This window comes from Paenibacillus sp. 1182, assembly GCF_017833915.1.
Classification (GTDB): Bacteria; Bacillota; Bacilli; order Paenibacillales; family Paenibacillaceae; genus Paenibacillus; species Paenibacillus polymyxa_D.
This window is the reverse complement of the sequence record NZ_JAFICR010000010.1, coordinates 84,046-106,937: the sequence shown is the minus strand read 5'-3', so window position 1 is coordinate 106,937 and position 22,892 is coordinate 84,046. Positions and strand designations below refer to the sequence as shown.

The following is a 22,892-nucleotide window of genomic DNA, read 5'->3' as shown; positions in this document are numbered from 1 at the left end:
CATACGCTGGTGGGGGGTTTTTCTGTTTGCCGTTGGAAGGATATCAAATTAAACAGTTCAATTTCCGATATTATATTTAGTAATGCAGTGTATAATTTTATAAATCATACAGGGATTTTAAATATGAAACTTATAAACTGTAATAATGTAAAGGAATAATATAACATTTAGATCTTGAGTATGTTAGGAGGAAGTGTTTATATATGGGAGAACAAGCTATTTTGTGGATTTTTGTTATCGGTGCTTTTTCTGTTTTTTGTATAATACCGATTATAATGCAAACATGGGAAGACATCGACAACAAAAAGAAACCTATTGTGACCCGTGTGGCTAAGGTACTTGATAAGCGAATGTACCAAAAGGAAGACAGTTCGATTAGATACTACTATTTTACCTGTGAATTTGAAGATGGAGAAAGAGGAGAATTTGAAGCACCTGAATCTGAATACGGAGTAACTATTGTTGGAGATAGAGTTATTGTACTTCAGCAAGGTACATTTTCAAAGGTCGAGAGAGTTGTTGGCAATTAATAAGCATTGAGGTTCTACTTGCGTACTGATAACAACACATCTTGAAGCGCCGTGGCACCCTATTGGCTAAGTTGGTGGGGTGTTTTTATGTTATGGAATACTATATAATTTTGAGGAGTGAATAAAATATGCTCGAAGCGTTTCAAATTTTTCTTACCATGATCGGTTTAATATTAGTTGTTTTTGTGCCTATTATAATATCTTCAAACCGAGAACATGCTAGAAATTTAAAACAACCCAAAATTGAACGAATCGCAAAAATAATTGATAAACGAGTAGACTGGGTGGAGAATTCTTCAACAAAAAAATATTTTATTACATGCCAATTTGAAGGATCGGATCGGAAAGAAGTCAGAGTACAGGAAAATGAATATGGCATTTTAATCGTTGGAGATGAGGTTAAAGTAATAACCTAAGGTACTTCAGAAAAGGTGGAACGTATTACAACATGAGGTGATCAGCATGAACCAAACATATAAAGTGTTAAAGTCGGATATAGAATTATTTGCAGCTGCATTAAGCCAGGTAAAGGTGTACGTTGTTCAGTCATTGGGAGAGGATTTGATATCGGTTATAGACTATGGTGGCACTATAGAAAAGTTTTCGACTGATTCGGTTAAGATTGCCGAGCTTATTACATACGGAACCAGTTTGAACTTAGAGTAGATGTGAAAGAGGATTCCAACGGTATATAGCCGATAGAGTCCTTCTCTGTTTTATGTGAGGCGGATGTATATGAAGCCACTTAGTAATTTCTGTACATTAATTAGAACTGTCTTGCGCTTATATTGAGGTCCATCTGGGAACCGTCTTGGGTGTAAATGTATACACTATATGAGTTTTTACTTTGGGAATAAATTTGCAAGGTCTTTTGACTACCAGGTGAAACCGAAGTGTCTATAGAGGTGCTAGAACCTGCTTTCTTAATCTCTACATAAACTGTTGAACTTCCATTATCTTTAACGAACACATTGGCGTCTTCTCCATTCTCAGGGATCATGGTGAAGGTTTTCTCAAATGCTCCTTTTCCAGTGTGATGTATCGGATTAATCAATTGAACATCAAAAGGAGTAATAACATGCCCGTCCTGATTCTCAGTATTTTCAATCACTTTAATGAAACCATTATCAGTTTGATTTGCTGAAATTGAATCCTGTGCAAAAGCAGCAGGGCTTAGTGACAGAAGCAATGATGTGGCGATACCAAAACTCATTAATCTTTTCAAATTAAATCACTTCTTTCTATAATTTAACTACAAAAATAATTATAATTAATCTGCACATCTGTGTACATAGTCACTAAGTACCATTAAATGATGTTGTTATGTGAATCAACTGGGGGGATAGTTTGATTTATCTATATATAGTAAAAAGCTCTGCTAACCTTAATTGGTCAGCAGAGCCTTTTTCGTTGATCAGTTTGAATTTAGAGTGACGCGAAAAAGGCACTTAATCAAATGTGTATTTTTCATGTCAGACAAAACTCCCCTTACTTTGACAGTTATTAAGCTGTATGTTTATTGATGAAGATTAAAAGAAGGAGGGGACAGAAAAATGAGTATGAAATTAGGAAGGAAAGCTACTTTATGTTTTTCCACAATCGCTCTCTTGTTTTCAGTTATCGCTCCGCTGTCAGCTTCTGCAGATGCAGCAACTGTAACGCTTGACACTTACAAAAAATCTTCAAATCAAGAATTAGTTTTATCACAATCGGTAATTTTTAAAGATGACACGGCATATACAGATGTATCTATTATAGGGAAAAGAGTGAAATTTTCAATTAATGGTTTAGAAAATCCTTTTAATGCTAATTATTATAATCGTTTGGCCTGGACAAGTGATGAAAATACACCGAGTATAGAAAATACGTTATCAGTAAAAATTGCCCCAAAAACAGGGAGTCTTTACGGTTCCTCCAGCTATGAGAACCTTTCTCTGATAAAACAAAAAATCACCTCTGATTCAAAAGTATATGGATGGATTCAATTAGAATCAAAAGAGTGGGCTAAAGCAGGATCAGCTATAATTAAATATTAAAAAATCCTTAACGTTTGAAGTAAGTGAATACTCTAGATAAATTGAAAAGCTCTGCTAACCTTAATTGGTCGGCAGAGCTTTTTTCGTTGATCAGTTTGAATTTAGAGTAGATGTGACAAAGGACTCCGCTGGTATGTAACTAGTATGGAGTCCTTTGTTGTTTATTATTTTATTCCAATCTTAAAGGTATATAGTCTTAACGGTTGCTGAATGGTCCTCTATTAATATAGTGGTTGTTGTTATCATAAAACGGGGGTTTATTATATGTATAATTTTATAAAAAATTGAAAAGTTATCTGTTCTTTTGTCTAAAACCCCATTACATACTATATTTAAGATACGATTCGTGTGTTACATAAATTCAATTAATTGGATGGATTTATTATGAAAAAATTATTATCTGTTGCCGTTACGTCTATTCTAGCTGTCACCATGGTGACCCCAGCTTTTGCTTCTGAAGTTAGTCATGCTGTAGTTCCAGCCTCAACAGACGCAACATACAACATAAAATCTGTAACTCCATTTGCTGAGCCGGTAACAAAGATGTCTACAGAGAAGCAGAATCAAAAGCATCGCTTCAATCAATTTACTATTACACGTTAAATGGTGTGAACAGCTATACTATATCAGATGAGGCATTCAATATTTCCGGAGGAAATGTAAATATTACATTAGTTCAATATTTAGAAGATAGTCGTTACAATCCTGTTGTTAGCTACCAATTAGTGGGGTGGGGAAATAATAGTCATGAGCAAATAATTTCAGTTCCAGGGACATTTACTAATCTGAATACAACAAGAACTTTTTACAATGTTAAGCCAGGAACATATAAGTTAAGAATCGGTAATGTGGGAGAACTAAGTCCTTTATGGGGAAATGGATATCTTACTTATTGATTTTTAAGTATGTGAAAAGTTTCTTTAACTATGAAATACCTCGTGGAACATATCAGAGGCGATTGAAAAAGTCCCTTTGTTGCAAAAGGTAAAGTTACTCATGAAAAATGAGGAGTCTGTACCTTTTTTCTGCCAACAGCATAGAACCCTGAGATAAAGACAGGAAGGCGCACAGAGGACATAAAGGCGGGGCTACTGGCTTTGGAACAAGACAACAATATTGCATGGGATAACAAGAGCGATACCCGCCACATCATGATAATAGAGGGCTGGGATCGCGATCAAAAGATCGTTACGCCTCCTGGCTGCAAATAGGTACTATACAGAATAAAACAACCCCGGATTGCTCCGGGGTTGTTTTATTCGAGACCAAATTGTGCTTTTGCTTGTAGTTTGTTGCCTTGGAATGTGAAAACGGCATTTGCACCAGGTCCGACTTCACCTTTATACGAATACATTACAGTATAAAATTCGTCTCCTTTTTCACCAACCTCTGAAACAGCCTCACCGGGACCACCGATAATTTTCGCAACTTCCTCATAAGTCATTCCATTTTTAATGTTGTTATATTTAGCTTTGGTAATAATTCCGAGGTTTGGCGATTCTGCTACTGTCCGACCCTCTATTTTTCCGTTATATAGTTTCCAATGGGCTTCTCCCTTAACACCACGGGAACCAAGTTCACCCTTAAAGGTAACTATATCCCCCTGGTTAAGACCATTTAATTCTGAACGATCTGAAACTTTTACAACAATAACATCCCCGAGTTTTTTCTTTTCAGCGCTAATATCTGACCATGATTCACCGTTGTAATCTGCTGGTTTACCATAGACATAAAGGCTGCTTGATCCAGCTTCAATAACAACGCCTGACCATGAAACAACTTGATTTCTTACACTGTCGAATGCTTCCCCTTGCTTGGATACTGGCAATGCAAAGAGAGCAGATGAAAACTTATCAAAAGGAAGCGATGTGTCAATCAATGTTTTTTTAGCATCAGTCTGTCCCTTTTGAACTGGTTCAGTAGTAACTTCGTTCCCTTTAACAGGTGTGGTAGCTACCGGTTTGGAATTAGTTTCGGTTGGTTTCTGAGTGTCAGCGACTGATATTCCAATAATAAATACTAGGAAAGCACCTAAACCAAAGAGAAACATTTTCTTAGCCTTGCCGTTCTTTTTTATTAAAGCTATAGCCCACAAAACAAAAAACACAAAAAAAGCCAGCAAAGCAATCACAGCAATTGCAGTCATTACATAACCCCTATCTATTGGTAATGTTATAGTAAAATTAGTATATATGACCTAGGAATAATTTTCTAGAACAAAAGTCTTAGAAGTAGAAAACAAAAGCCCTTGTAAGGAACATACGTTCGGGATATAATTTGAACATATTACATCAGGAGGCTACATACATGTCTAAAAAACTAGAAGATAACGGATTATGGGAAAGCAGTCGCATTATCATACCAGAGCATAAAGAGGCTTATCTGAAGCTAATGAAAGACCGTCAGCGGCGCGGTAAACCGGAGTTGGATGACCAAGAGGTACAATTAATCGAGCATGCTCTAATAGAGTCTTACAATTCACGTCAGCCTGTGACAGTGGTTGTTTTCAGTCCGTTTGACGATGCGGAGTTAACAGGTGTGGTTACATCAATAAACACCGCTAGACGTGAAGTAAAACTATTTCGTGATGAGGATGATTTTAGTTGGATTAAGCTAGAGGATATTATATCAGCTATTGTATAGTCCCCTAAAAAGGAACGGGCTCACTGAGCCTTCTTCGAACAATGGATTTTTGAGCAGTAAAAAGAGCCTTCGATTTCTCCCGAAGACTCCGCATGTGGACTAATCTTGAATTGCTGTTACGACTCCATTTTCGAAATAGATGTACTTGTAATGATCATAGACCCATTGTTCGTTTACACCGTAAGTAGTAGTGTTCTTATTAATATGTTTGGGTAGTCCCCATTTTGAATAAGTTACTTCCTGTTCAGACATACCAATTTGGGGAGCGAGTTTTTCGGGCGGGATATCCTCGTAATATCCAATCTTGGTGAAGGTGTTGACTCCAAGGCTTTCATCCTTTGAAATAAGCTTGTCATTCTTTAGGTAATAAATTGTGCCGTTATCAGCATGTAATTCTGTACCAATTAGGATAACAGGCCAGGTATAAGTGCTTTCATCTTGAGAATTAAAGGAGAGTACCTTGGTTACTTCTCCATTTTTAAAAGTCAGTTTCTCGTAACCTGATTCATCTTCCCAAATGCCTTGAAAGCTATTATACAAAGAAGCTTGAGTCAAATATTGTATTGAGTCCTGATAGTCTTTACTTGCATGAATAATTCTTTTGCTTCACGAAAGTTATACGCCCTAAATTGTTTAACTCCTTCCCGATAATTCGCTTCTCTCAGTAAATTAGAGGAATCTTTATAATCTTGGATTGGTTCAAGTAATTCAATTGCCGAAGCGTAGTTACCTTGGGAGGAATTTTGCTTTGCCAGTAAGTATATTGATTCTGTTTTTGCTTGACACTATCTTTGTAGTTGACTAAATTGATAAACAATTCAATAGCCTTTTCGTATTCTTTATTTTTTAGAAGGTGTTGTGCCTTTAGATAATTTGTTTCATTAATCAACTCATCGGAATCTTTGTACCCATCCAAATTGGTGAAGGTGGCTTGAGTTGCTTTGTCAAATTCACCGTTATTCATTAATGACTTGGCCTGAATATAACTGATATAGGGAGCTGCGATTAAAAAGCCTACGATAATAAGGCATAAAATAAGAAATGGAGCAATTGAGATAATAATTTTCTTTCTATAGCTGATCTCTTTAGGAATCGGACCATCATTCCTAATTTCGGATGTTTTTTCTTGCGGTGCTGTATTGATAGTTACTTCCCTTCCGCAATAATTACAGAAGGCGCTTCCTTTGGGTATTTCTTTCCCACATTTATCACAGAGCATTCTTTTTTACTCCTGCCTTTCCTGGAACTCTGCTGCTTCATAAAAAGTAGTCTATCAAACATAGGAATATTTTTCTAGGTCTAATTACATGAGAAGAATTCGGATAACCTGTCTATAAATAAATCTAACGAGGTGATGCATAGATGCATATTGAATTTATTACATCTGATTCTACTGATATTACGAGCCGCTTGTTATGAGTATAATTATAAAAAATATGGAAGTGTACAGCGTGACAGGCGTTATGTAAGAATTTCAACGGAAGAACAGACGTGCAAGATCATCTGGAAAGATCATCGTTTGAAATTGCTGACCAATGATGATGTTACAAAATACTTGATAATGATTTTTAGGGAATTTCTTAGAGACATTCTTAGTAAAACAATAATGGCTACTGGAGTATGAAAATAGCTTATTTCTAGAGTCAGGTGATCAATATTGAAAGGAGGTTGTTTTAACCGCCCTTGTGAATTCGGAAAGTAGTTTGCGTAAATACATAGTAGAAATGACTACAGGCCGACGAGCTGCTTTGGTTCTGGGTGGGGGGCAAGTCTAACAGTTGTCCTAAAGGAGGTATTGGATGAGGAAAAGAAAGGCGAATGTTAATCGCCAAAGAAACATCATATATAATAGAAGAAAAAATTTAGGCTTTCGGTAAAATGTGATACCATCCATGATACCGAAAGCTTTGAAGACTAAAGAAAAATCGTTAATTTAGCTGTGCGCACAAATACATACATCCTGTAATTAAGCGGATTCTCGTTTCGTTTGCACCTAATCCAAATCGAGATGGAAGGCAGTATCGGTTAAAATCCATTAACCCTTGGTGTCACGAGTTTTTGAAGTAATCTTAAGCTTGTTAAATCCGAGTCATGCCGATTTTATGCCGACTCGGATTTCCTGCTAGTATAGGAGACGAACTTTTTAAGTTCGTCTTCTTTTGTTTTTTCTGTGATACCTAAGTCCATAAGCCTTCTTTCTACTACAAAAAAAAAATTATGCTTAGGACTGCAGATAGTTGCCTAGCACTTATGTATGTTTGCTTAATAGGATGTTGTGAGTGACATAAACATAAGGAGGCATGCCAACAGATGCAGAAGAACAGAGCTGGAGTGAAGAAGAAAACCCTCTCTTCTAAGCAGACACAGAGACATGTACATGAATTTGAAGGTAGCACCAAACTGGCCGAAGAAGGTGCAGACCGACATAACCACCGCTTTGCAGGTGTTACTGGGCAAGCGATTCGAGTTGGAAGAAGTCATGTCCATGAAATTGATCTTACCAAAACTGATTTCGTGAACCATTTTCATAATCTGAGAAGGATTAGAACAGGGCCCGCTATTCCAGTCGGAAATGGTAAGCATGTACATTTTGTTACGGGCCAAACTACATTAAATGATGGTCATGTACACCAGTTTAATTTTGCAACATTGATTCAGGCACCTCTTATTTAATGAACGGTGGTTTGATCCGAAGCTGAGGTAACACAAATGATGGTTATAGACATCTGCTCATACAGAATGAGAGCATCGTCTTTGAAATCAAAAAGCTCTGCTAACCATAATTGGTCGGCAGGGCTTTTAGACTTACATTAATTCTGTACTTCATGATTTATGATCGGCTATGATTTTATGCCTTATGATAAGCCGCCTTATTCGAATATTAAGTATATATTTTTTGTAACATTTTTATGGTCAGTGTCACCAATAAGCAATCTTTAATGTTGGGACAGCTCTTCTGCCGGTTGTTTATTTATCTGAAGTTTTATGGTCTAAGTCATGATGTAACTCGGTTGCTGGTATTTTGGCATTATAGATTTGTCCTTTGGCAACTGGTTTTGAGATGTATACATAGCTCCCGGTTCCATCCGGCGCACTCCCTGTTGCCCACAAACCTTCACTAGATTCTTCGCCCTCAGACAAATTCCAAAACTCATAAGCTTCAGGCTGAGACTCTTGTTCTGCCTCAGGGGGAAAAGAAGCCGGAACCACAACACCGTTTTTCTCTTCTAATTCTTGGATTGCCGCCATCCACTGATACTGGTGATAGCGGTCACGCGCTAGCATTTTCCGTAGTGTAGCTCTGACGCTTTCATCTTGTGTCATATGATATAGCCTTGCTACCTGCAATCGACCCTGACTCTCTGCGTGCAAATTGGATCGCATATCTGCCAAAAGGTTGCCACTTGCGACGATATAAGAGCCGTTCCATGGAACTCCATTTGAATTAGTAGGCAATCCGCCTAGACCGCTGACCAGCAAATGCTGTGGGTTAATTCCCCCCATTATGGCAGCTGTAACAGGGTCTTTTGCAGCTTGTTCTTGATCTTCTGGTTTAGCTCCATCAAGTAGTTGACTAATTAAAGCACACAGCATCTCCACATGCCCTACTTCTTCAGTTCCAATATCCATCAGCATATCTTTATATTTTTCATCACCGCGACAGTTAAACCCTTGAAATAAATATTGCATCATTACGGTCATTTCTCCAAATTGCCCTCCCAAAACTTCTTGTACCTGCCGGGCAAAAAGAGGATCAGGGCGCTCTACTTTCACTTCAAACTGCAACTCTTTTTGATGTCTAAACATATTTACTCCTCCTATAGCTAAAGCAGCTTAGTGAATTCTAACTGTATTTAACCTTTTCAAGATGTAATAAAACGAGGAGCAGCATCACAAAAATCGATACGGGTTTTTATATTTAACTTTCTGTTTGTTTGGTTTGTATATAAATTATTAAAGAGGGAAGCCTATGTTTCACTTTAAAATGAAGAGTCTAAGGAGGGTATTTGAATTGTATTTTTATAAAGAAGATTTAATTAACTTAATAGTACCCGATAAGCCCGATCCTGCTGCTGCTAAAGTGATTCAAGAAGTGTTAGGTGGTCGATTCGGAGAAATGCGTACTATGATGCAGTTTTTCTTTCAAAGTAATAATTTTCGTGGTAATGCTGTGCAGTACAGGGATTTGATACGAGGAGTTTTTCTAGAGGAGCTTAGTCATGTTGAACTGGTCCAACATACTATAAATCAACTTCTGACTGGCTCAGGCGCAGACCAAGCCGGCGATGCGGGAATGGATCATGCTCCTTTAGATGAGGCGATAAAACACGCAAATCCTCATCATTTTATTATGGGAGCCCAAAGTTCCTTACCTGTTGATGCAAGTGGGAATCCTTGGCTAGGTAGTTATGTTTATTCCCACGGGAATCTGGTTAGTGATTTGCTTGATAATCTCGTACTCGAATCTACAGGGGTCCTGCAAAAATCCCGAATTTACGAAATGAGCTCGAACAAAACATTCCGGGAAACGTTGGCTTTTTTGATTGTGAGGGATAATGCTCATCAAAACGCGTTTGCCAAAGCATTAGAGACACTTGGAGTTGATTGGGGAAAATTGTTCCCGGTTCCAAATTACGATATTAACAAGTATCCAGAATGCCGGAAGTATGTTGAGATGGGCTTTCACAATGCGCAGTTTAATTTTCGATTGGATTCTACCCGTATTGGGGAAATATTCAATGGGCAAACTCCAAGCAGAAACGGTGGGGATTTGAGTGTAATAGATCCTCCTGAGGGTTTTCCTCTTCCGTATATGCCCGAATTGCCTAATGAACATAGTCCAGGGCTACACGATCTTACCACTTAGGATTAAACCATAAATAAAGATAGTAACAAGGTTAATATCCGTAACTTAAAAAGAGGCTGTCCTTCGTAGAAGAACCTACGAATCAAGGACAGTCTCTTTTTATTCGCGTAGTCTGTGCTTCGGCAAAACATTTCGTTCCACCGAAGTAACGCCAGGAGGCAGTAGCGGATCAGGATTCCAAATAAATTTCATCAATGGATACATGGCGTTCCCTAGACAAATCTACATATTCATCATCGTTAATTCTTACTAAGGGTCTGAAGTAATCAGCAGGATTGTTCAGAATGATCGTTCCTGTCTGACCTGTAGTCAACAGAACCTGCTTATTAATGAAATTAGGAAGCATGTGTCTGATGAACACTTGGGTAGCTTCTGGGTTTAGATGTCCAAAACTCATGCTGTGCAGCTCGCGTAATACGGTGAGTAGCTCCTGCTTCGTCTGATACACACGATTGGAAATCATCGCGCTATACACGTCGGCAATAGCTGTTATGCTGGCAAAAGGATGAATTTCTTCCTTGAACAGACCATGGGGATATCCACTTCCATCTTCACGCTCATGATGCTGTAAGGCGACAATTGCAGAAATCTCATCGCTGGTTGAATTGCGAATAATATCATAGCCATATAGCGAATGTTTCTTCATTTCATGAAATTCTTCAGGTGTCAGTTTATCCGGTTTGTTCAAAATTTCATCGGGTATCATGGACTTGCCTATATCATGTAAATATCCAGCTTTACCGGCGGCATATGCTTCTTCTTCCGTATACCCAAGCCATGTGGCAATGTAATATGACAGTACGCCTACTTGGAGAGAATGATTATAGGTATAGTGATCTCCCCGTTCCATAATTAACAGCAGAGATACGACATCTTTTTGACGAGCTAGCTCTGAAACGAGAGGGCCGAACAGCTCATCAACTCGATATTCATCAAATTTGCCAGTTGAGGAAGCTTCGAGAAACATACTTTCAAAGCCACTGATCGTCTGCTCCATGAGAGGAACGGCACGTTTGAGGGACTCGGGGGAAGCTGGAACATCGGGGGCAAAGTCAACCGGAATGCTCGCAGAACCGGCATCAATGTCGATATAATCGACACCGTGCATAATGAGCTTGGAAATATCGTCATGCTGTAGCTCGGTGCCCTGAACCATGACAGGCACACCGTGCCCATTGTATGTATCGGATTTGAGGCGATCTCCTGGCTTGGCATCGGTAACGTGTACTCTCATGCGCTAACCTCCTTATTGTCGTAAATTTGTCGAAAATACGAAACAAACTTAATATATCAAGAATTATATGGGATGACAACGACTAATTTACTATTATTCCAAGCTGTAAAATAGGTCCCAGGAACCCAATTCCTATCAGATACCTACAATAGATAACGTCAATACTTTTCACTATGTTTGTAATATGAGATTGCCCAGAGACTACAGCGAAGCTTAAGGACTATGTCTACCCATATGTACCATATTGCTAAATAACATGATATGCTTAAACATTAGAAGCTCCAAAGTCGATATATAAAATATAGAGGAGGGCGGTTATGGAGATGACGACTCGGCAAACGTTGACCATTTTGCATACCAATGATATCCATAGTCATTTTGGCAGTATGCCTTCGATAGCCGCGATGATTAATGAACGAAGAGCTGCATTAGGGGATGCGCTACTTGTGCTTGACATAGGAGACCACATGGACCGGATGGCCCCCGAAACGGAAGGAACGCTAGGTGGGGCAAATGTGGATGTGATGAATCTAACAGGATATGATGCCATTACGATCGGTAATAATGAGGGACTGACTTTTACCCCGGATATGATTGAACAGGCATATGCGGGCATTCATTGTCCGGTCATATGTGGCAATATGACTGAGTGTGCCACAGGGATGAGTCCTGCGTGGATGAAGGAATCCCTTATTGTAGACAAAGCAGGAATCAAGGTCGGTTTACTTGGTGTGACGGCTCCTTTTGTAGAGTATTATCAATTGCTGGGCTGGGATGTGCTCAATCCGTTTGATGTGCTGGGGAAGCAGATCGCGGCACTGAGAAAGCAGGTTGATGTTTTGGTCGTGATGTCGCACCTGGGCCTACCTTCCGATAAAAAGTTAGCGTCGCAATTTCCTGAGATTGACGTTATCCTTGGAGGTCACACCCATCATGTGCTGGAGGAACCGCTTTGGATCGGGAAAACAGCTTTATGTGGGGCGGGTAAGTTCGGAACGCTGCTGGGTGAAGTGACGCTAAGTCGTAACAATAGCCTCGAACCGTTTCGAGTCACGTCAGGCGGTGTAGTTCCTGTGGATCTGACAATACTGGACGAAAAAGTGGCATCGGCCATTGTGGTGCATCGCAGACAAGCAGAGCGCGCCATGGAGAGCACGGTTGCTGTGACGGATCGGAAACTGGAGATCGCATATGATCAGGAATCCCCTTTCGGGAATATGCTGGCACAATCAGTGTCCCATTTTACAGGAACAGAAATTGCCCTCGTCAATGCGGGACAACTGCTCGGCCCATTACCTCAAGGGGATATCAGTAAAGGAATCCTGCATTCCTTATGCCCTTCACCGATTAATGCCTGTGTTATGAAGTTGCGGGGGAGCGATATTCGGTTGGCGCTGGAGCAGTCTTTGCTGCCTGAATTTGCGGACAAGCCTATGACGGGCTTTGGCTTCAGAGGCAAAGTGCTTGGTACGATGTGTGTGGAAGGCTTGGCTATTCAGTATGACCCTGGCCGTGCTCCTTATGAAAAAGTAACGGACATTCGTGTAGCAGGTCAACCTCTGGAAGAGCATGAAGAATACACAGTGGGCACGTTGGATATGTTCACTTTCAAAGCAGGTTATGAGGTGCTTGCGAACGGAACAGATCTCCGATTTATGCTTCCAGAATTTTTACGGGATTTGATTGAAATGGAGTTGAAGCGTCCGGGCGCGATGGAAGAATGTTTTGCAGCTAGGTGGCTTCAGGTATCAAAACAATCGGGAGAGGATTAAGCTGCGACTGGTACCTGTTACATTATTGAGAGCCGGCATGAAGCTGGGCAAAAAAATATACAATGAAAATGGAATGGTGCTGCTCTCGGAAGGTGTTGAGCTTACTTCGCGATTGATTGAACGTCTAGGCCAAGTCGGTATTGGATATGTATACATTGAGGATGCTGTGACAGAAGATATCGTCATTCCTGAGATGATCCATGAACAGACAAGGGCGGCGGCGCTACAGGAAATCAAAAAGCGATTTCAAGGGTTGTCATCCTACTCCGTAGATCATAAGCACAAATATTTTGGCAAGTCATTTTATAAGGTGATGGAATCTATTCTGGACGATATTGGAGGCCGGCAGGACGCCGTCATTATGTTGATGGATATTGGGGCCGCAGATCAGGATTTGTATCATCATTCTTTGAACGTATGTCTATATTCACTTGTACTGGGAATTTCCAACGGCTACGATAACAATCAGCTGATGGAGTTGGGAATAGGTTCACTACTGCACGATATCGGTAAAATGAAAATTTCACCTCAAGTACTCTATAAGCCGGGTAAATTGACCGAAGAGGAATATGAGCATATGAAAACACACACGGTGATCGGCTACAAGCTGCTTAAAGACGAACCTGGAATTCCCTTGTTGTCGGCTCATTGTGCATTACAGCATCATGAGCGTATTGACGGCAGCGGATACCCACACGGTTGGAAAAAGGACCAGATCCACGAATATGCGAAATGGATCGGCCTGGCAGACTCGTACGACGCAATGACAGCAAGTCGGATATATAAGCAGGCTTTGTTGCCTTATGAGGCGATGGAAGTGCTGTACGCCGGGGCAGGAACGTTATATGAGCAGCGAATGCTAGAAGCCTTTCGTGACTGTGTGGCTATTTACCCCTTGGGACTCTCTGTGGTGCTCAACACGGGGGAAGAGGGGGTCGTGGTGCGTATACATTCCAAAATCCCGCAAAGACCCGTCATTCGCATTGTAAGGGACCGGGATGGGCAGGAAGTGAAAGCACCTTATGATGTGGATTTGTCCATATCCCTCTCGGTTATGATTACAAATACATTGGGTGCTACTGTGGCCCCTTTCGGAGGAGTACACGTAGATTAGCAGATGATGTGGAAGAAAGCATGCAGACACTTTACACATCATGATATGATAATTATACGTCTTTTGAGGTTAATAACAGAAATAAGGTGAAAACATAATGACAGTTCTACAAAATAACACGCTACCCCAAATATCGCCAACCTATGATCCGTGGGACCCGATTGTCTCATTGCGTACACATGGTCGTCATTTGCTTACGAGTGTGGAAATGACCGTAACGCATCTGTGTAATATGCGCTGTGAGCATTGCGCTGTTGGCGACATGCTGGTTATGAAGGAGGCCCCTTTCCTTCCGTTAGACCTAATGCTGAAGCGTCTGGATGAAGTCGAGCATCTGGAGACCATCAGTATTACAGGCGGGGAACCTGCTTTGCTCGATAAAACAGTGGATGAAGTGATCGTTCCACTGTTGAAATACGCCAAAGAGCGCGGTATTCGCTCGCAAATCAACTCCAATCTGACGTTAGATATTCGCAGATATGAGAAGATGCTTCCTTATCTAGATGTGATGCATATTTCGTTTAACTATTTGAATGCGGACGATTTTTATGAAGTGGGTTTTGCAAATACAGGCCGGCCGACCCCACGTGCGGGTGCTGTTCGCCTGTATGAAAAAATGATCGAGAATGCCTGCAGATTAAGTGAAATGGGAATGTTCATTTCAGCTGAATCCATGATTAATTATCGGACACACACGAAGCTGGAGGGCATTCATCAGTTGATCAACGAAATGGGATGCCGACGGCATGAGGTTCATCCAATGTATGCGTCAAATTTTGCCTCTGCTTTGCCTGTGCTTTCACTCGACGACATGCGGAACTCTATCCATAAGCTGCTGGATGTACGTAATCAGGACATGTGGATGTTGTTTGGCACATTACCGTTCTTTGCTTGTTCGGACCGGGAAGAAGATCGCAAACTGCTTCGCCGCTTGTGTCAGGAACCGAATATTACGGTGCGTAATGATCCAGACGGAAGAAACCGTGTGAATGTGAATATGTTCACGGGTAGCGTGTATGTGACGGATTTTGCAGACATTCCGGCTTTCGGCAACATTCAGGAAGACAGTCTGGACGATATTTTTGGTGAATGGCTGAATGAGCATCCGTTGAATCAGACTGTGAACTGTCATTGTGATGCCGCTGCCTGTTGTGGACCGAACCTGCTCGTAGCGGATATGTACTACAAAGGAATAGACTTTAAATCAAGAAAAGCATTACAACTATAGAAATGGGGAGTTCGTATTGGATGGTCATACCGAGTTTCATTGGGGATTGCTAGCTGTGAATCTCCTCTTGGTACTGCTGCTTGTCTTTCTAAATGGTGTATTTGTGGCCGCAGAATTTTCGTTGGTCAAAATGCGCCAATCCCGATTGACGCAGCTCCAAAGCGAGGGTCATCGCCTGGCAGGCTATGCGCTGAAGGTGAACCAAAGGTTGGATGCTTATCTGTCCGCCACCCAATTGGGCATTACGCTGGCTTCATTGGGTTTGGGTTGGATTGGAGAGCCAGCAATATCCGGCTACCTGATAGAGCCACTCATGCACAAACTCGGTGTAACTGACGGCACCCTGATTACAACGATATCCGTTGTCGTCGGATTTTGCGTAATTACCTTTTTGCATATTGTATTGGGGGAATTGGCTCCCAAGTCTTTAGCGATTCAGAAGACTGAAGGTGTGGCGTTGTTTTTATCGGCGCCTTTGCTGCTTTTTTATAAGGTCTTTCTACCTGTGATCTGGGTATTGAATGCTGCGGCAAACTTGCTGTTGCGTGCATTCGGGATTCAGCCGGCGAGTGAAGCCGAAGCGGCTCATTCGGAGGAAGAGATTCGTATATTGATGAATCAGAGCGCCAAAAGCGGTGTGATTGATAAGGACGAAATTAAGCTGATGGATAATATTTTTGATTTTTCCGACTTGCTTGCACGTGAAATCATGCTGCCGCGTACAGATATGGATTGTTTGTATACGAATTTGTCGTTTAAGGAAAATCTCAAGATTATCAGCGAGACCAAGCATTCCCGCTACCCGGTAGCGGTTGAGGATAAAGACCAGATTATCGGTTTTGTCCATATCACGGATCTTCTGCTAGCTGAGCAGGGGGAACAACTGGATCTGGCTTCGGTGGTACGTCCTATTTTGAATGTGCCGGAGTCTATGGAAGTGAGTCACGTGCTACGCCTTATGCAGAAAAAACATTCCCAAATGACTCTCGTGGTAGATGAATACGGCGGAACGGCCGGGCTGCTGACAGCGGAGGAAATTTTGGAGGAAATCGTCGGGGATCTCTATGATGAGTTTGAGGATGAACGCCCAAGCGTGGAAATCAAGGAGAACTTCATCTCTGTGGACGGTCGTATGCTCATTGAGGATGTCAATGATTTGACTGGAGTAAACATTGAAGACGACGAGGTGGATTCCATCGGAGGATGGCTGTTCAAGGAATTGGAAGGCATTCCGGTGAAAGGGAAGAAAATTGAGTTTTATAACCTTACCTTCGAGGTGGAGGAAGCAACAAGGCTTCGCATAATGAGAGTGAAGATTCACCGCAAGCCTGAGCCTGTGATTGAAGATGAGCTTTCTACCGATTGAGTCCTGATCCACAGAGATAGGTAAGATCAGTTCAGGTATGTAAGTTATTATAGTGTGCTGAAGCAAGAACCTTTAGATCCACGTTACCGTGGTTTTAAAGGTTCTTTTTGATTAGAAACAGTTTTATAGTTATTTTTTTTGAACAATTATTTTTATCTGTGATTTTTTGTTCGAGACTTGGGCGATGCGGCATATGTTGAATAGTAAAGCAGATGGATCAACCAAAGGAGGTCCCGGCCCGTGAAATTTCCACAGCAAGGTGAGTATGCCCCGTTTGTCGGCCCGTTCGATCCGTGTCCGCCCGTTCTGTGCAAGACTTATGTGCTTCCGCCAAACTTGTTTGTGCAATTTCAGCCCCCTGGTCTACCGCAATTCAGTCCAGATGAGGCGCTGACGAAGGGAACGCTATGGCCTTTGCTTTACAGCCCTTATGAGCCTAGAAGAAACCAGGGGGGAGGCGAATAGAATGGAGAATCCAAATCAGGGTCAGTCCCCATTCCAATTCCAGCAGCAAAATCAGCATGAGAGTGGACAGCAACAGCCGAATCCATATCAAAGCCCTTATTCAAATCCGTATCCATACCAGAACCAGTATCAGAACCAAACTCAGGGCTATAGTCAAGCCGGAAACCCGACCCAAGGCTGCACGTCCCAAACCAAGCCGGGGGATGCCCAGTTTTATGCGTTGCTGGAGAAGCTCCAAGCGGTGGATTTTGTGTTGGTGGAGCTGAATTTGTATCTGAATACGCACCCAGATGATTTACAGGCCATCGAGCAGTTCAATAAGCTGACGCAGGAAAGAACGGCGATTGCTAACGAGTATCAGATGCTATATGGGCCTTTACAAAATTTTGGTCGTGCCTATTCCAAGTATCCTTGGGAGTGGAGTCAATCCCCTTGGCCGTGGCAGGTCTAGGCAGGTACAACCTTTTAACAACCTTTTATAAAGGAGGGGACATGAATGTGGGTATATGAGAAGAAACTGCAATATCCCGTACGTGTCAGCAAATGTGATCCTCATATGGCCAAACTGCTTATGGAGCAGTATGGTGGAGCGGATGGCGAGCTGGCAGCGGCATTGCGCTATCTGAATCAGCGATATACGATTCCCGATAAGGTGATTGGTGTACTGAACGACATAGGCACGGAGGAATTTGCGCATCTCGAGATGATTGCGACTATGATTTATAAGCTGACCAAGGATGCGAGCGTAGAGCAAATGAAGGCTGCCGGTCTGGGTGAATATTATGCGGCACACGACCATGCGCTATATTATCAAAACGCTGCCGGAGTTCCTTTTACAGCGGCTTATATTCAAGCCAAAGGCGATCCTATTGCCGATCTATATGAGGACATAGCGGCAGAGGAAAAGGCACGAGCTACATATCAGTGGCTGATTGATCTGACAGACGATGTGGATTTGCAAGATAGTCTGAAGTTTCTACGTGAACGTGAAATAATCCATTCGCTCCGTTTCCGTGAGTCAGTGGAAATTTTGAAGGGGGAAAGAGACCGGAAGAAAGTGTTCTGATAAAATGATATACGAGGTCTCTTGGTGAGCTTAAGCTTGCAGGAGACTTTTTTTCTTTTGAGGTAATCTAAGCTAATGAAATGGTCCTTCCCGAGGAGCAGCAATGGGCATTTATATATAAGAGGGGGTAAAAATAAAAGCCCCGAAAAATTGCAGGCTGTCCGCCGGGTATCGTGCCGAGCACATATCGGCATGATGACTAAGGTCGGCTACATTGAACGACCTTTCCCCGGCGCGTCTTTCTCATCCCTATTGCTTCAGTTGTGCGAAATACTTCTCGTTATATAAAACACTTGGATGAGTAGGGTGGTGCAACTGAGCTATGCGATGATGCGATTTTGCCTTTTCGATGTCACCGATTCGGTCGTAACACAGGCATAATTGCAAGTGTGGAAACCAGGTATAGTACGACGAATTGGTTAGGGCCATCACATCTTGTGGAGGCTCTATCAACGTTGCCTGGTGAAACCAGTAAATGGCTTGAGTATACTGTTCGTCTTCAATCAACAAATTGCCAAAGACACAGCAGAACTGGGCGCGTGGTACATCAAGGTTAAGTGTGCGAAGCAGAGCCATACGCTGCTCCTGTTTTTGACCCTGGTGGGCGTAGCAATCCGCTAGCTTAAAGCAAGCAGCAATCCGATCCTCAATCCATCCTTGATCGAGTCCCAGATAGTGCTCGTACTGCTGGATGGCTTCTAGTATGCGTCCGTTATCATATAGTTCATTCGCGAAGTAGTAGTGATCTCGCTCAGAAAATGCAGTGCCTTGCTCCCGATGCTTGAGATATATATGCAAATTACGATCAGTGTAGGCACGTGTCTTTTTATGAGTCACCGCTATATTACTGTGAAAGGTGCTGCCAGTCACATGCAGGAATTCGTGCACAAAGCCGATCCATCTGAATCTTCGATCACGCCGCACAATTCGGTTTCTTTTGAGCTTATACAACGGCTGTCCTTGTTCATCTACAGACAGCACATAATCCATCGTAATGCTGTCATAGGAGAGGGTGGCTTGTTTCTTCCAGTTGAGAAATGATATTCGGTCTTTTTCTTCCAGTATGTCATCAGCGTCCAGCCAAAATTGATATTCTTGCGTTGCCTGATCAAACGCATAATTGCGGGCTGCAGAGAAATCATCGCACCATTCAAAATGGTATACCCGAGCATTGAACGATGCAGCGACCTCTTGGGTACTGTCAGTGGAACCAGTATCTACGATAATGATTTCATCTACCAGGTCATGGACTGATTTCAGACAGGTATGAAGGGCTTCTTCTTCATTTTTGACAATCATACATAAGCTGACAGTTACCATGCTCTTTGTCCCTCCCAAAAAACTTGGTATAATCTCCATTTTATTAGGATAGCTTGCTCATTATGTAGTAATTCCTATGGATCGTTTAGAGGATGTGCGATGATCATAAATTCAATCTTGCTCTAATAAATTAGAAAATCAAAGTCTGATATGAGGGGGAGGAGATTGTGCGAAATTCGATATTATCAAGCGACCGGGAAATAAATTTGATGGCTAAATGTAGTTAGAAAACGGGTAGAAAACTGAAAAAGAGTAGTTGTTTGGATGGTAAGATTGTATTTTTGTATGGATGTCGTTTTCATTGATATTTCCAGGTGCAAGTCCATTCATACTACGCTCACTCCCATATCGCTCGGTTGCAATTATGGTATGCCTTAGGATATGGAGGGGGAACGGTTATGAGGCTTCTGCCTGATGGAGGCGTTGAATCATGCGTATACTAATCGGTAGCCCGGTGCACCAGAAACCGGAAATATTGTCTTTATTTCTTCAAGCTTTAGAGCGACTGGAGGCACCTGATGTGCTGCCCGATTATTTATTTGTCGATGATAATGACAATCCGACTTCAAGCCAATGGCTTGCCGATTTTTCCAATCGGCTGCCGGGCAGGGTTTTGCCCTTGTTAACAGGTCCACAGCAAGTGGAGAACCGAAGTGATGAGCACACTCATTATTGGCCGCCAGCCCTCGTCTGGAAAGTGGCCGACTTCAAAAATCGTCTTATTGATTATGCACTTCAGCATAATTATGACGCGCTGTTTTTAGTCGACTCAGACCTGATTCTCCATTCCCGTACCTTATGTAAACTGGTAGAGGCGGAGAAGGATATTGTATCTGAGATTTTCTGGACACGCTGGCAGCCGGAGGGGCCTCTATTGCCTCAGGTGTGGGTTAGTGATGAATATAATTTGTTCCATCGTGAAGAAGGGGAAGTGCTGTCGGCAGAGGAGCGAGCGCAACGCGAGTTGCATTTCATACACCAAATGCATGTTCCTGGTTTGTACGAAGTGGGGGGTCTAGGCGCTTGCACCCTAATCCGCAGACGTGCACTGGAAGCAGGGATTCACTTTGGTAAAATCAAAAACGTTTCCTATTGGGGAGAAGATCGACATTTCTGTATTCGGGCAGCTGCATTTGGATTTCCACTTTTTGTGGATACACACTATCCGGCGATGCATCTGTACCGGGAAGCGGACAGAATGAAGGCAGAGCAGCTACTATTCACCCTAAATTATTTTACAACGAGCGCTGTTCATACGGACCAATCAGAACATTTAGCATATCTAAATCACTCCGATACTTCTACTAACTCTCCTGCCTTCAATCCTTCTGCATCATCAAGTCCATCTAAGTTCCCTGAACCTCCTGTTATACCGTATGACCTCCGTGAGTCAGCTGTCTTTGCCAAGTACACGGCAGATTCTTTTGTTATACCACAAACGTTCCCTGGTCCACGACAAAGTGAACTTCATACGCCGCCTGTCTCCAAACCCAAATTGACGCTGACCATGACGGTATACAATGAGGCAGATCGCAAGCTCATTGACGTGCTGCGGAGTCATCGAGAATATATTGATGAAGCGGTCATTATTGATGATGGCAGTCAGGATGATAGCGGAGAGTTGTGCCGTGAGATCCTAAAGGGAATCCCATTACGTTTAATACGCAATGAAACAGCTTCTTTTAGCAATGAATTGGAACTACGTAAGCAACAGTGGAGAGAGACGTTGGCTTCTTTTCCGGAATGGATATTAAATATGGATGCTGACGAAATGTTCGAATCTCGTTTTGCTCAAGGGGTACATTCTTTGTTAGCGGGAACGAAAGCGGATACGATTTGTTTCAGGTTGTTTGATATGTGGAATTCCACGCATTACCGCGATGATGATTATTGGCAGGCTCATCAATATTACCGTCCTTTTTTAATTCGATATAAGGAAGGGTTCTCTTATAAATGGAAGGAGCAGTCCTTGCACTGTGGGAGATTTCCCGAAAATGTGCTTGACCTTCCCAGTGAAATCAGCAACTACCGCATCCAGCATTGGGGATGGTGTACACCTGCTATTCGCATGGCCAAATTTCAGCGATATCAGTTGCTTGATCCAAGTGCTCGTTATGGCTGGAAAGAGCAATATGAATCTATTTTGGACCCGAACCCCCGACTCACGCTTTGGGTAGATCAGGACAACATAAATGGAGAAAAAGAAACTACACCAGAGTATGAAGCTACCCATGATGTGAACGCCATGGATGTTGCCGAGATTTCAAGTGTCCAGGTTATGAATAATTCCGGTCTACAAATTAAAAGTGAAATAAAGAACGTATTTTATAGTAAATGCAAACTGTGTGGTTCGTCTGACACGGGAGTATTTCATAACTATGAACGCTTTACCTTGATGGGGTGCGGCTCCTGTGGCTTGGTTTTTCGTAATGATGTGGATCATATACAGCCGGAGGATATGATTGCAGAGATTTATAATGCCGATTGGGTTGCTATGCGGGATAGTGCAGCAGCGTCAACTTATGGGGATCATGCCCTTTTTGGACTCATGCTACTGGATATGTTCAGCTCCGGTAAAGGAAAATTGCTTGAGATTGGATCAGGTACCGGAGAATTTATCCATGCTGCCCTTCAAGCCGGCTGGGATGCAGTGGGTATTGAACCTTCCATAGACTCGCGTGCTTACGCCAAACACAAATATGACGTGGATTTATTGCCGGGTTACTGGAACGGTGAAACCGAAGAAGATACTCAAACCGATGAAGCATGTGATATGCAGGAATTGAATGAAGCACAAGAAATACAAGAAGTAGAAGAAGATACTGAATTACCACTGGATCACAAATACGAGGCCGTAGCATGCTGGCATGTGCTGGAGCATATTGCGGACCCTGTTGCATTTTTGACAGATTTACGCGAACAGCTTCAACCTGACGGGACGTTATATATTACAGTGCCCAACAAAAACTCGTTCACCAATGAGGCTTATGGTGTTTATTCACCTTTATTTACTGAGGAAGATCATTTATATCATTATTCTGAGCATACGCTGGCGCTCTTACTGGAAAAGTCTGGATTGCGCTCGGTGGCTATGTTTACCCGCCAGCTTCCCTCTGGTTTGGATGCCTTGCTGCAAGCCCATCCTTTGTACGGTGATCTTGCCTTTACGGAGCAAATGGGATTGTTGGCCAAACTTCAAGGCGAGAAACGGGGTCATGAACTGTGCTGTGTTGCAAGAGTAATTTAAATCT

Annotated in this window: 22 protein-coding genes and 1 pseudogene; 16 read left to right on the top strand and 7 right to left on the bottom strand. The window is 42.1% G+C overall.

Going from position 1 to position 22,892, the window contains the following annotated elements; translation table 11 throughout:
- The first annotated feature begins 203 nt into the window (after positions 1 to 203).
- From JOD82_RS19805 to JOD82_RS19795, 3 genes and pseudogenes are all read left to right on the top strand, one after another.
- Entirely contained in the window at positions 204 to 530 is a 327-nt protein-coding gene (locus tag JOD82_RS19805; RefSeq protein WP_069011225.1) for a DUF2500 family protein, read from the top strand.
- A 128-nt stretch (positions 531 to 658) separates the two neighbouring features.
- Positions 659 to 946 carry a DUF2500 family protein gene (locus tag JOD82_RS19800; RefSeq protein WP_069011224.1) on the top strand — a complete coding sequence of 96 codons (288 nt, stop codon included), beginning with the start codon at positions 659 to 661 and terminating at the stop codon, positions 944 to 946.
- Between the two features lie 46 nt (positions 947 to 992).
- Positions 993 to 1,225: pseudogene (locus tag JOD82_RS19795) on the top strand (hypothetical protein).
- A 71-nt stretch (positions 1,226 to 1,296) separates the two neighbouring features.
- On the opposite strand, the gene JOD82_RS19790 reads toward JOD82_RS19795, so the two are convergent.
- Positions 1,297 to 1,755, bottom strand: coding sequence for a hypothetical protein (locus tag JOD82_RS19790; RefSeq protein ID WP_069011222.1), 459 nt, complete (start codon positions 1,753 to 1,755; stop codon positions 1,297 to 1,299).
- A gap of 328 nt (positions 1,756 to 2,083) precedes the next feature.
- Between JOD82_RS19790 and JOD82_RS19785 the strand changes: the two genes are divergently transcribed.
- Together JOD82_RS19785 and JOD82_RS19780 are read left to right on the top strand one after the other, a co-directional pair.
- A complete protein-coding gene (locus JOD82_RS19785) occupies positions 2,084 to 2,566 on the top strand; it encodes a hypothetical protein (RefSeq protein WP_069011221.1) in 483 nt (160 codons plus the stop codon).
- Positions 2,567 to 2,950: 384 nt separating this feature from the next.
- Positions 2,951 to 3,169: a hypothetical protein gene (locus tag JOD82_RS19780; protein ID WP_069011220.1), complete on the top strand. Its 219-nt coding sequence runs from the start codon at positions 2,951 to 2,953 to the stop codon at positions 3,167 to 3,169.
- A 652-nt stretch (positions 3,170 to 3,821) separates the two neighbouring features.
- On the opposite strand, the gene JOD82_RS29310 is transcribed toward JOD82_RS19780, so the two are convergent.
- A complete protein-coding gene (locus JOD82_RS29310) occupies positions 3,822 to 4,712 on the bottom strand; it encodes a hypothetical protein (protein WP_245231554.1) in 891 nt (296 codons plus the stop codon).
- Positions 4,713 to 4,873: 161 nt separating this feature from the next.
- Here JOD82_RS29310 and JOD82_RS19770 point away from each other — a divergent pair, with 161 nt between their 5' ends.
- Complete coding sequence (locus JOD82_RS19770; protein WP_069011219.1) at positions 4,874 to 5,209, top strand: YolD-like family protein; 336 nt, start codon at positions 4,874 to 4,876, stop codon at positions 5,207 to 5,209.
- A gap of 99 nt (positions 5,210 to 5,308) precedes the next feature.
- Here JOD82_RS19770 and JOD82_RS19765 read toward each other — a convergent pair whose 3' ends face one another.
- Positions 5,309 to 5,764: a hypothetical protein gene (locus JOD82_RS19765; protein WP_069011218.1), complete on the bottom strand. Its 456-nt coding sequence runs from the start codon at positions 5,762 to 5,764 to the stop codon at positions 5,309 to 5,311.
- A 106-nt stretch (positions 5,765 to 5,870) separates the two neighbouring features.
- Positions 5,871 to 6,428 (bottom strand): zinc-ribbon domain-containing protein, encoded by a 558-nt coding sequence (locus tag JOD82_RS19760; protein ID WP_209949840.1) that lies wholly within the window; start codon positions 6,426 to 6,428, stop codon positions 5,871 to 5,873.
- A gap of 1,091 nt (positions 6,429 to 7,519) precedes the next feature.
- On the opposite strand from JOD82_RS19760, the gene JOD82_RS19755 reads away from it, so the two are divergent.
- Positions 7,520 to 7,882 (top strand): YmaF family protein, encoded by a 363-nt coding sequence (locus JOD82_RS19755; RefSeq protein ID WP_069011216.1) that lies wholly within the window; start codon positions 7,520 to 7,522, stop codon positions 7,880 to 7,882.
- A gap of 294 nt (positions 7,883 to 8,176) precedes the next feature.
- Here JOD82_RS19755 and JOD82_RS19750 read toward each other — a convergent pair whose 3' ends face one another.
- On the bottom strand, positions 8,177 to 9,016 hold the full coding sequence (locus JOD82_RS19750; RefSeq protein ID WP_029516588.1) for a manganese catalase: 840 nt from the start codon (positions 9,014 to 9,016) through the stop codon (positions 8,177 to 8,179).
- A gap of 205 nt (positions 9,017 to 9,221) precedes the next feature.
- On the opposite strand from JOD82_RS19750, the gene JOD82_RS19745 reads away from it, so the two are divergent.
- The gene (locus JOD82_RS19745) at positions 9,222 to 10,076 is read left to right on the top strand and encodes a manganese catalase family protein (RefSeq protein ID WP_029516589.1); all 855 of its coding nucleotides are present in this window, start codon (positions 9,222 to 9,224) and stop codon (positions 10,074 to 10,076) included.
- 169 nt (positions 10,077 to 10,245) lie between these two features.
- Here JOD82_RS19745 and JOD82_RS19740 read toward each other — a convergent pair whose 3' ends face one another.
- The gene (locus JOD82_RS19740) at positions 10,246 to 11,310 is read right to left on the bottom strand and encodes an HD-GYP domain-containing protein (protein ID WP_029516590.1); all 1,065 of its coding nucleotides are present in this window, start codon (positions 11,308 to 11,310) and stop codon (positions 10,246 to 10,248) included.
- A 317-nt stretch (positions 11,311 to 11,627) separates the two neighbouring features.
- On the opposite strand from JOD82_RS19740, the gene JOD82_RS19735 reads away from it, so the two are divergent.
- The 7 genes from JOD82_RS19735 to JOD82_RS19705 all read left to right on the top strand — a co-directional run bounded on the left by JOD82_RS19735 (position 11,628) and on the right by JOD82_RS19705 (position 18,321).
- A complete protein-coding gene (locus tag JOD82_RS19735; protein WP_069011215.1) occupies positions 11,628 to 13,082 on the top strand; it encodes a bifunctional metallophosphatase/5'-nucleotidase in 1,455 nt (484 codons plus the stop codon).
- Positions 13,036 to 14,196, top strand: a complete 1,161-nt coding sequence (locus JOD82_RS19730; protein ID WP_209949839.1) for an HD-GYP domain-containing protein — start codon at positions 13,036 to 13,038, stop codon at positions 14,194 to 14,196. The genes JOD82_RS19735 and JOD82_RS19730 overlap by 47 nt, the downstream gene beginning before the upstream one ends.
- Before the next feature lie 97 nt (positions 14,197 to 14,293).
- Complete coding sequence (yfkAB, locus tag JOD82_RS19725) at positions 14,294 to 15,424, top strand: radical SAM/CxCxxxxC motif protein YfkAB (RefSeq protein ID WP_209949838.1); 1,131 nt, start codon at positions 14,294 to 14,296, stop codon at positions 15,422 to 15,424.
- 16 nt (positions 15,425 to 15,440) lie between these two features.
- Positions 15,441 to 16,790, top strand: coding sequence for a hemolysin family protein (locus tag JOD82_RS19720; RefSeq protein ID WP_029516594.1), 1,350 nt, complete (start codon positions 15,441 to 15,443; stop codon positions 16,788 to 16,790).
- A gap of 240 nt (positions 16,791 to 17,030) precedes the next feature.
- Positions 17,031 to 17,255, top strand: a complete 225-nt coding sequence (locus tag JOD82_RS19715; RefSeq protein WP_029516595.1) for a spore coat associated protein CotJA — start codon at positions 17,031 to 17,033, stop codon at positions 17,253 to 17,255.
- Between the two features lies 1 nt (position 17,256).
- Positions 17,257 to 17,706 carry a spore coat protein CotJB gene (locus tag JOD82_RS29545; protein WP_081317561.1) on the top strand — a complete coding sequence of 150 codons (450 nt, stop codon included), beginning with the start codon at positions 17,257 to 17,259 and terminating at the stop codon, positions 17,704 to 17,706.
- A 45-nt stretch (positions 17,707 to 17,751) separates the two neighbouring features.
- Positions 17,752 to 18,321 carry a manganese catalase family protein gene (locus tag JOD82_RS19705; RefSeq protein WP_029516597.1) on the top strand — a complete coding sequence of 190 codons (570 nt, stop codon included), beginning with the start codon at positions 17,752 to 17,754 and terminating at the stop codon, positions 18,319 to 18,321.
- 249 nt (positions 18,322 to 18,570) lie between these two features.
- Here JOD82_RS19705 and JOD82_RS19700 read toward each other — a convergent pair whose 3' ends face one another.
- Positions 18,571 to 19,641: a glycosyltransferase family 2 protein gene (locus JOD82_RS19700; RefSeq protein ID WP_029516598.1), complete on the bottom strand. Its 1,071-nt coding sequence runs from the start codon at positions 19,639 to 19,641 to the stop codon at positions 18,571 to 18,573.
- Positions 19,642 to 20,071: 430 nt separating this feature from the next.
- Here JOD82_RS19700 and JOD82_RS19695 point away from each other — a divergent pair, with 430 nt between their 5' ends.
- Positions 20,072 to 22,888 carry a bifunctional glycosyltransferase/class I SAM-dependent methyltransferase gene (locus JOD82_RS19695; protein ID WP_209949837.1) on the top strand — a complete coding sequence of 939 codons (2,817 nt, stop codon included), beginning with the start codon at positions 20,072 to 20,074 and terminating at the stop codon, positions 22,886 to 22,888.
- The last annotated feature ends 4 nt before the right edge of the window (positions 22,889 to 22,892 follow it).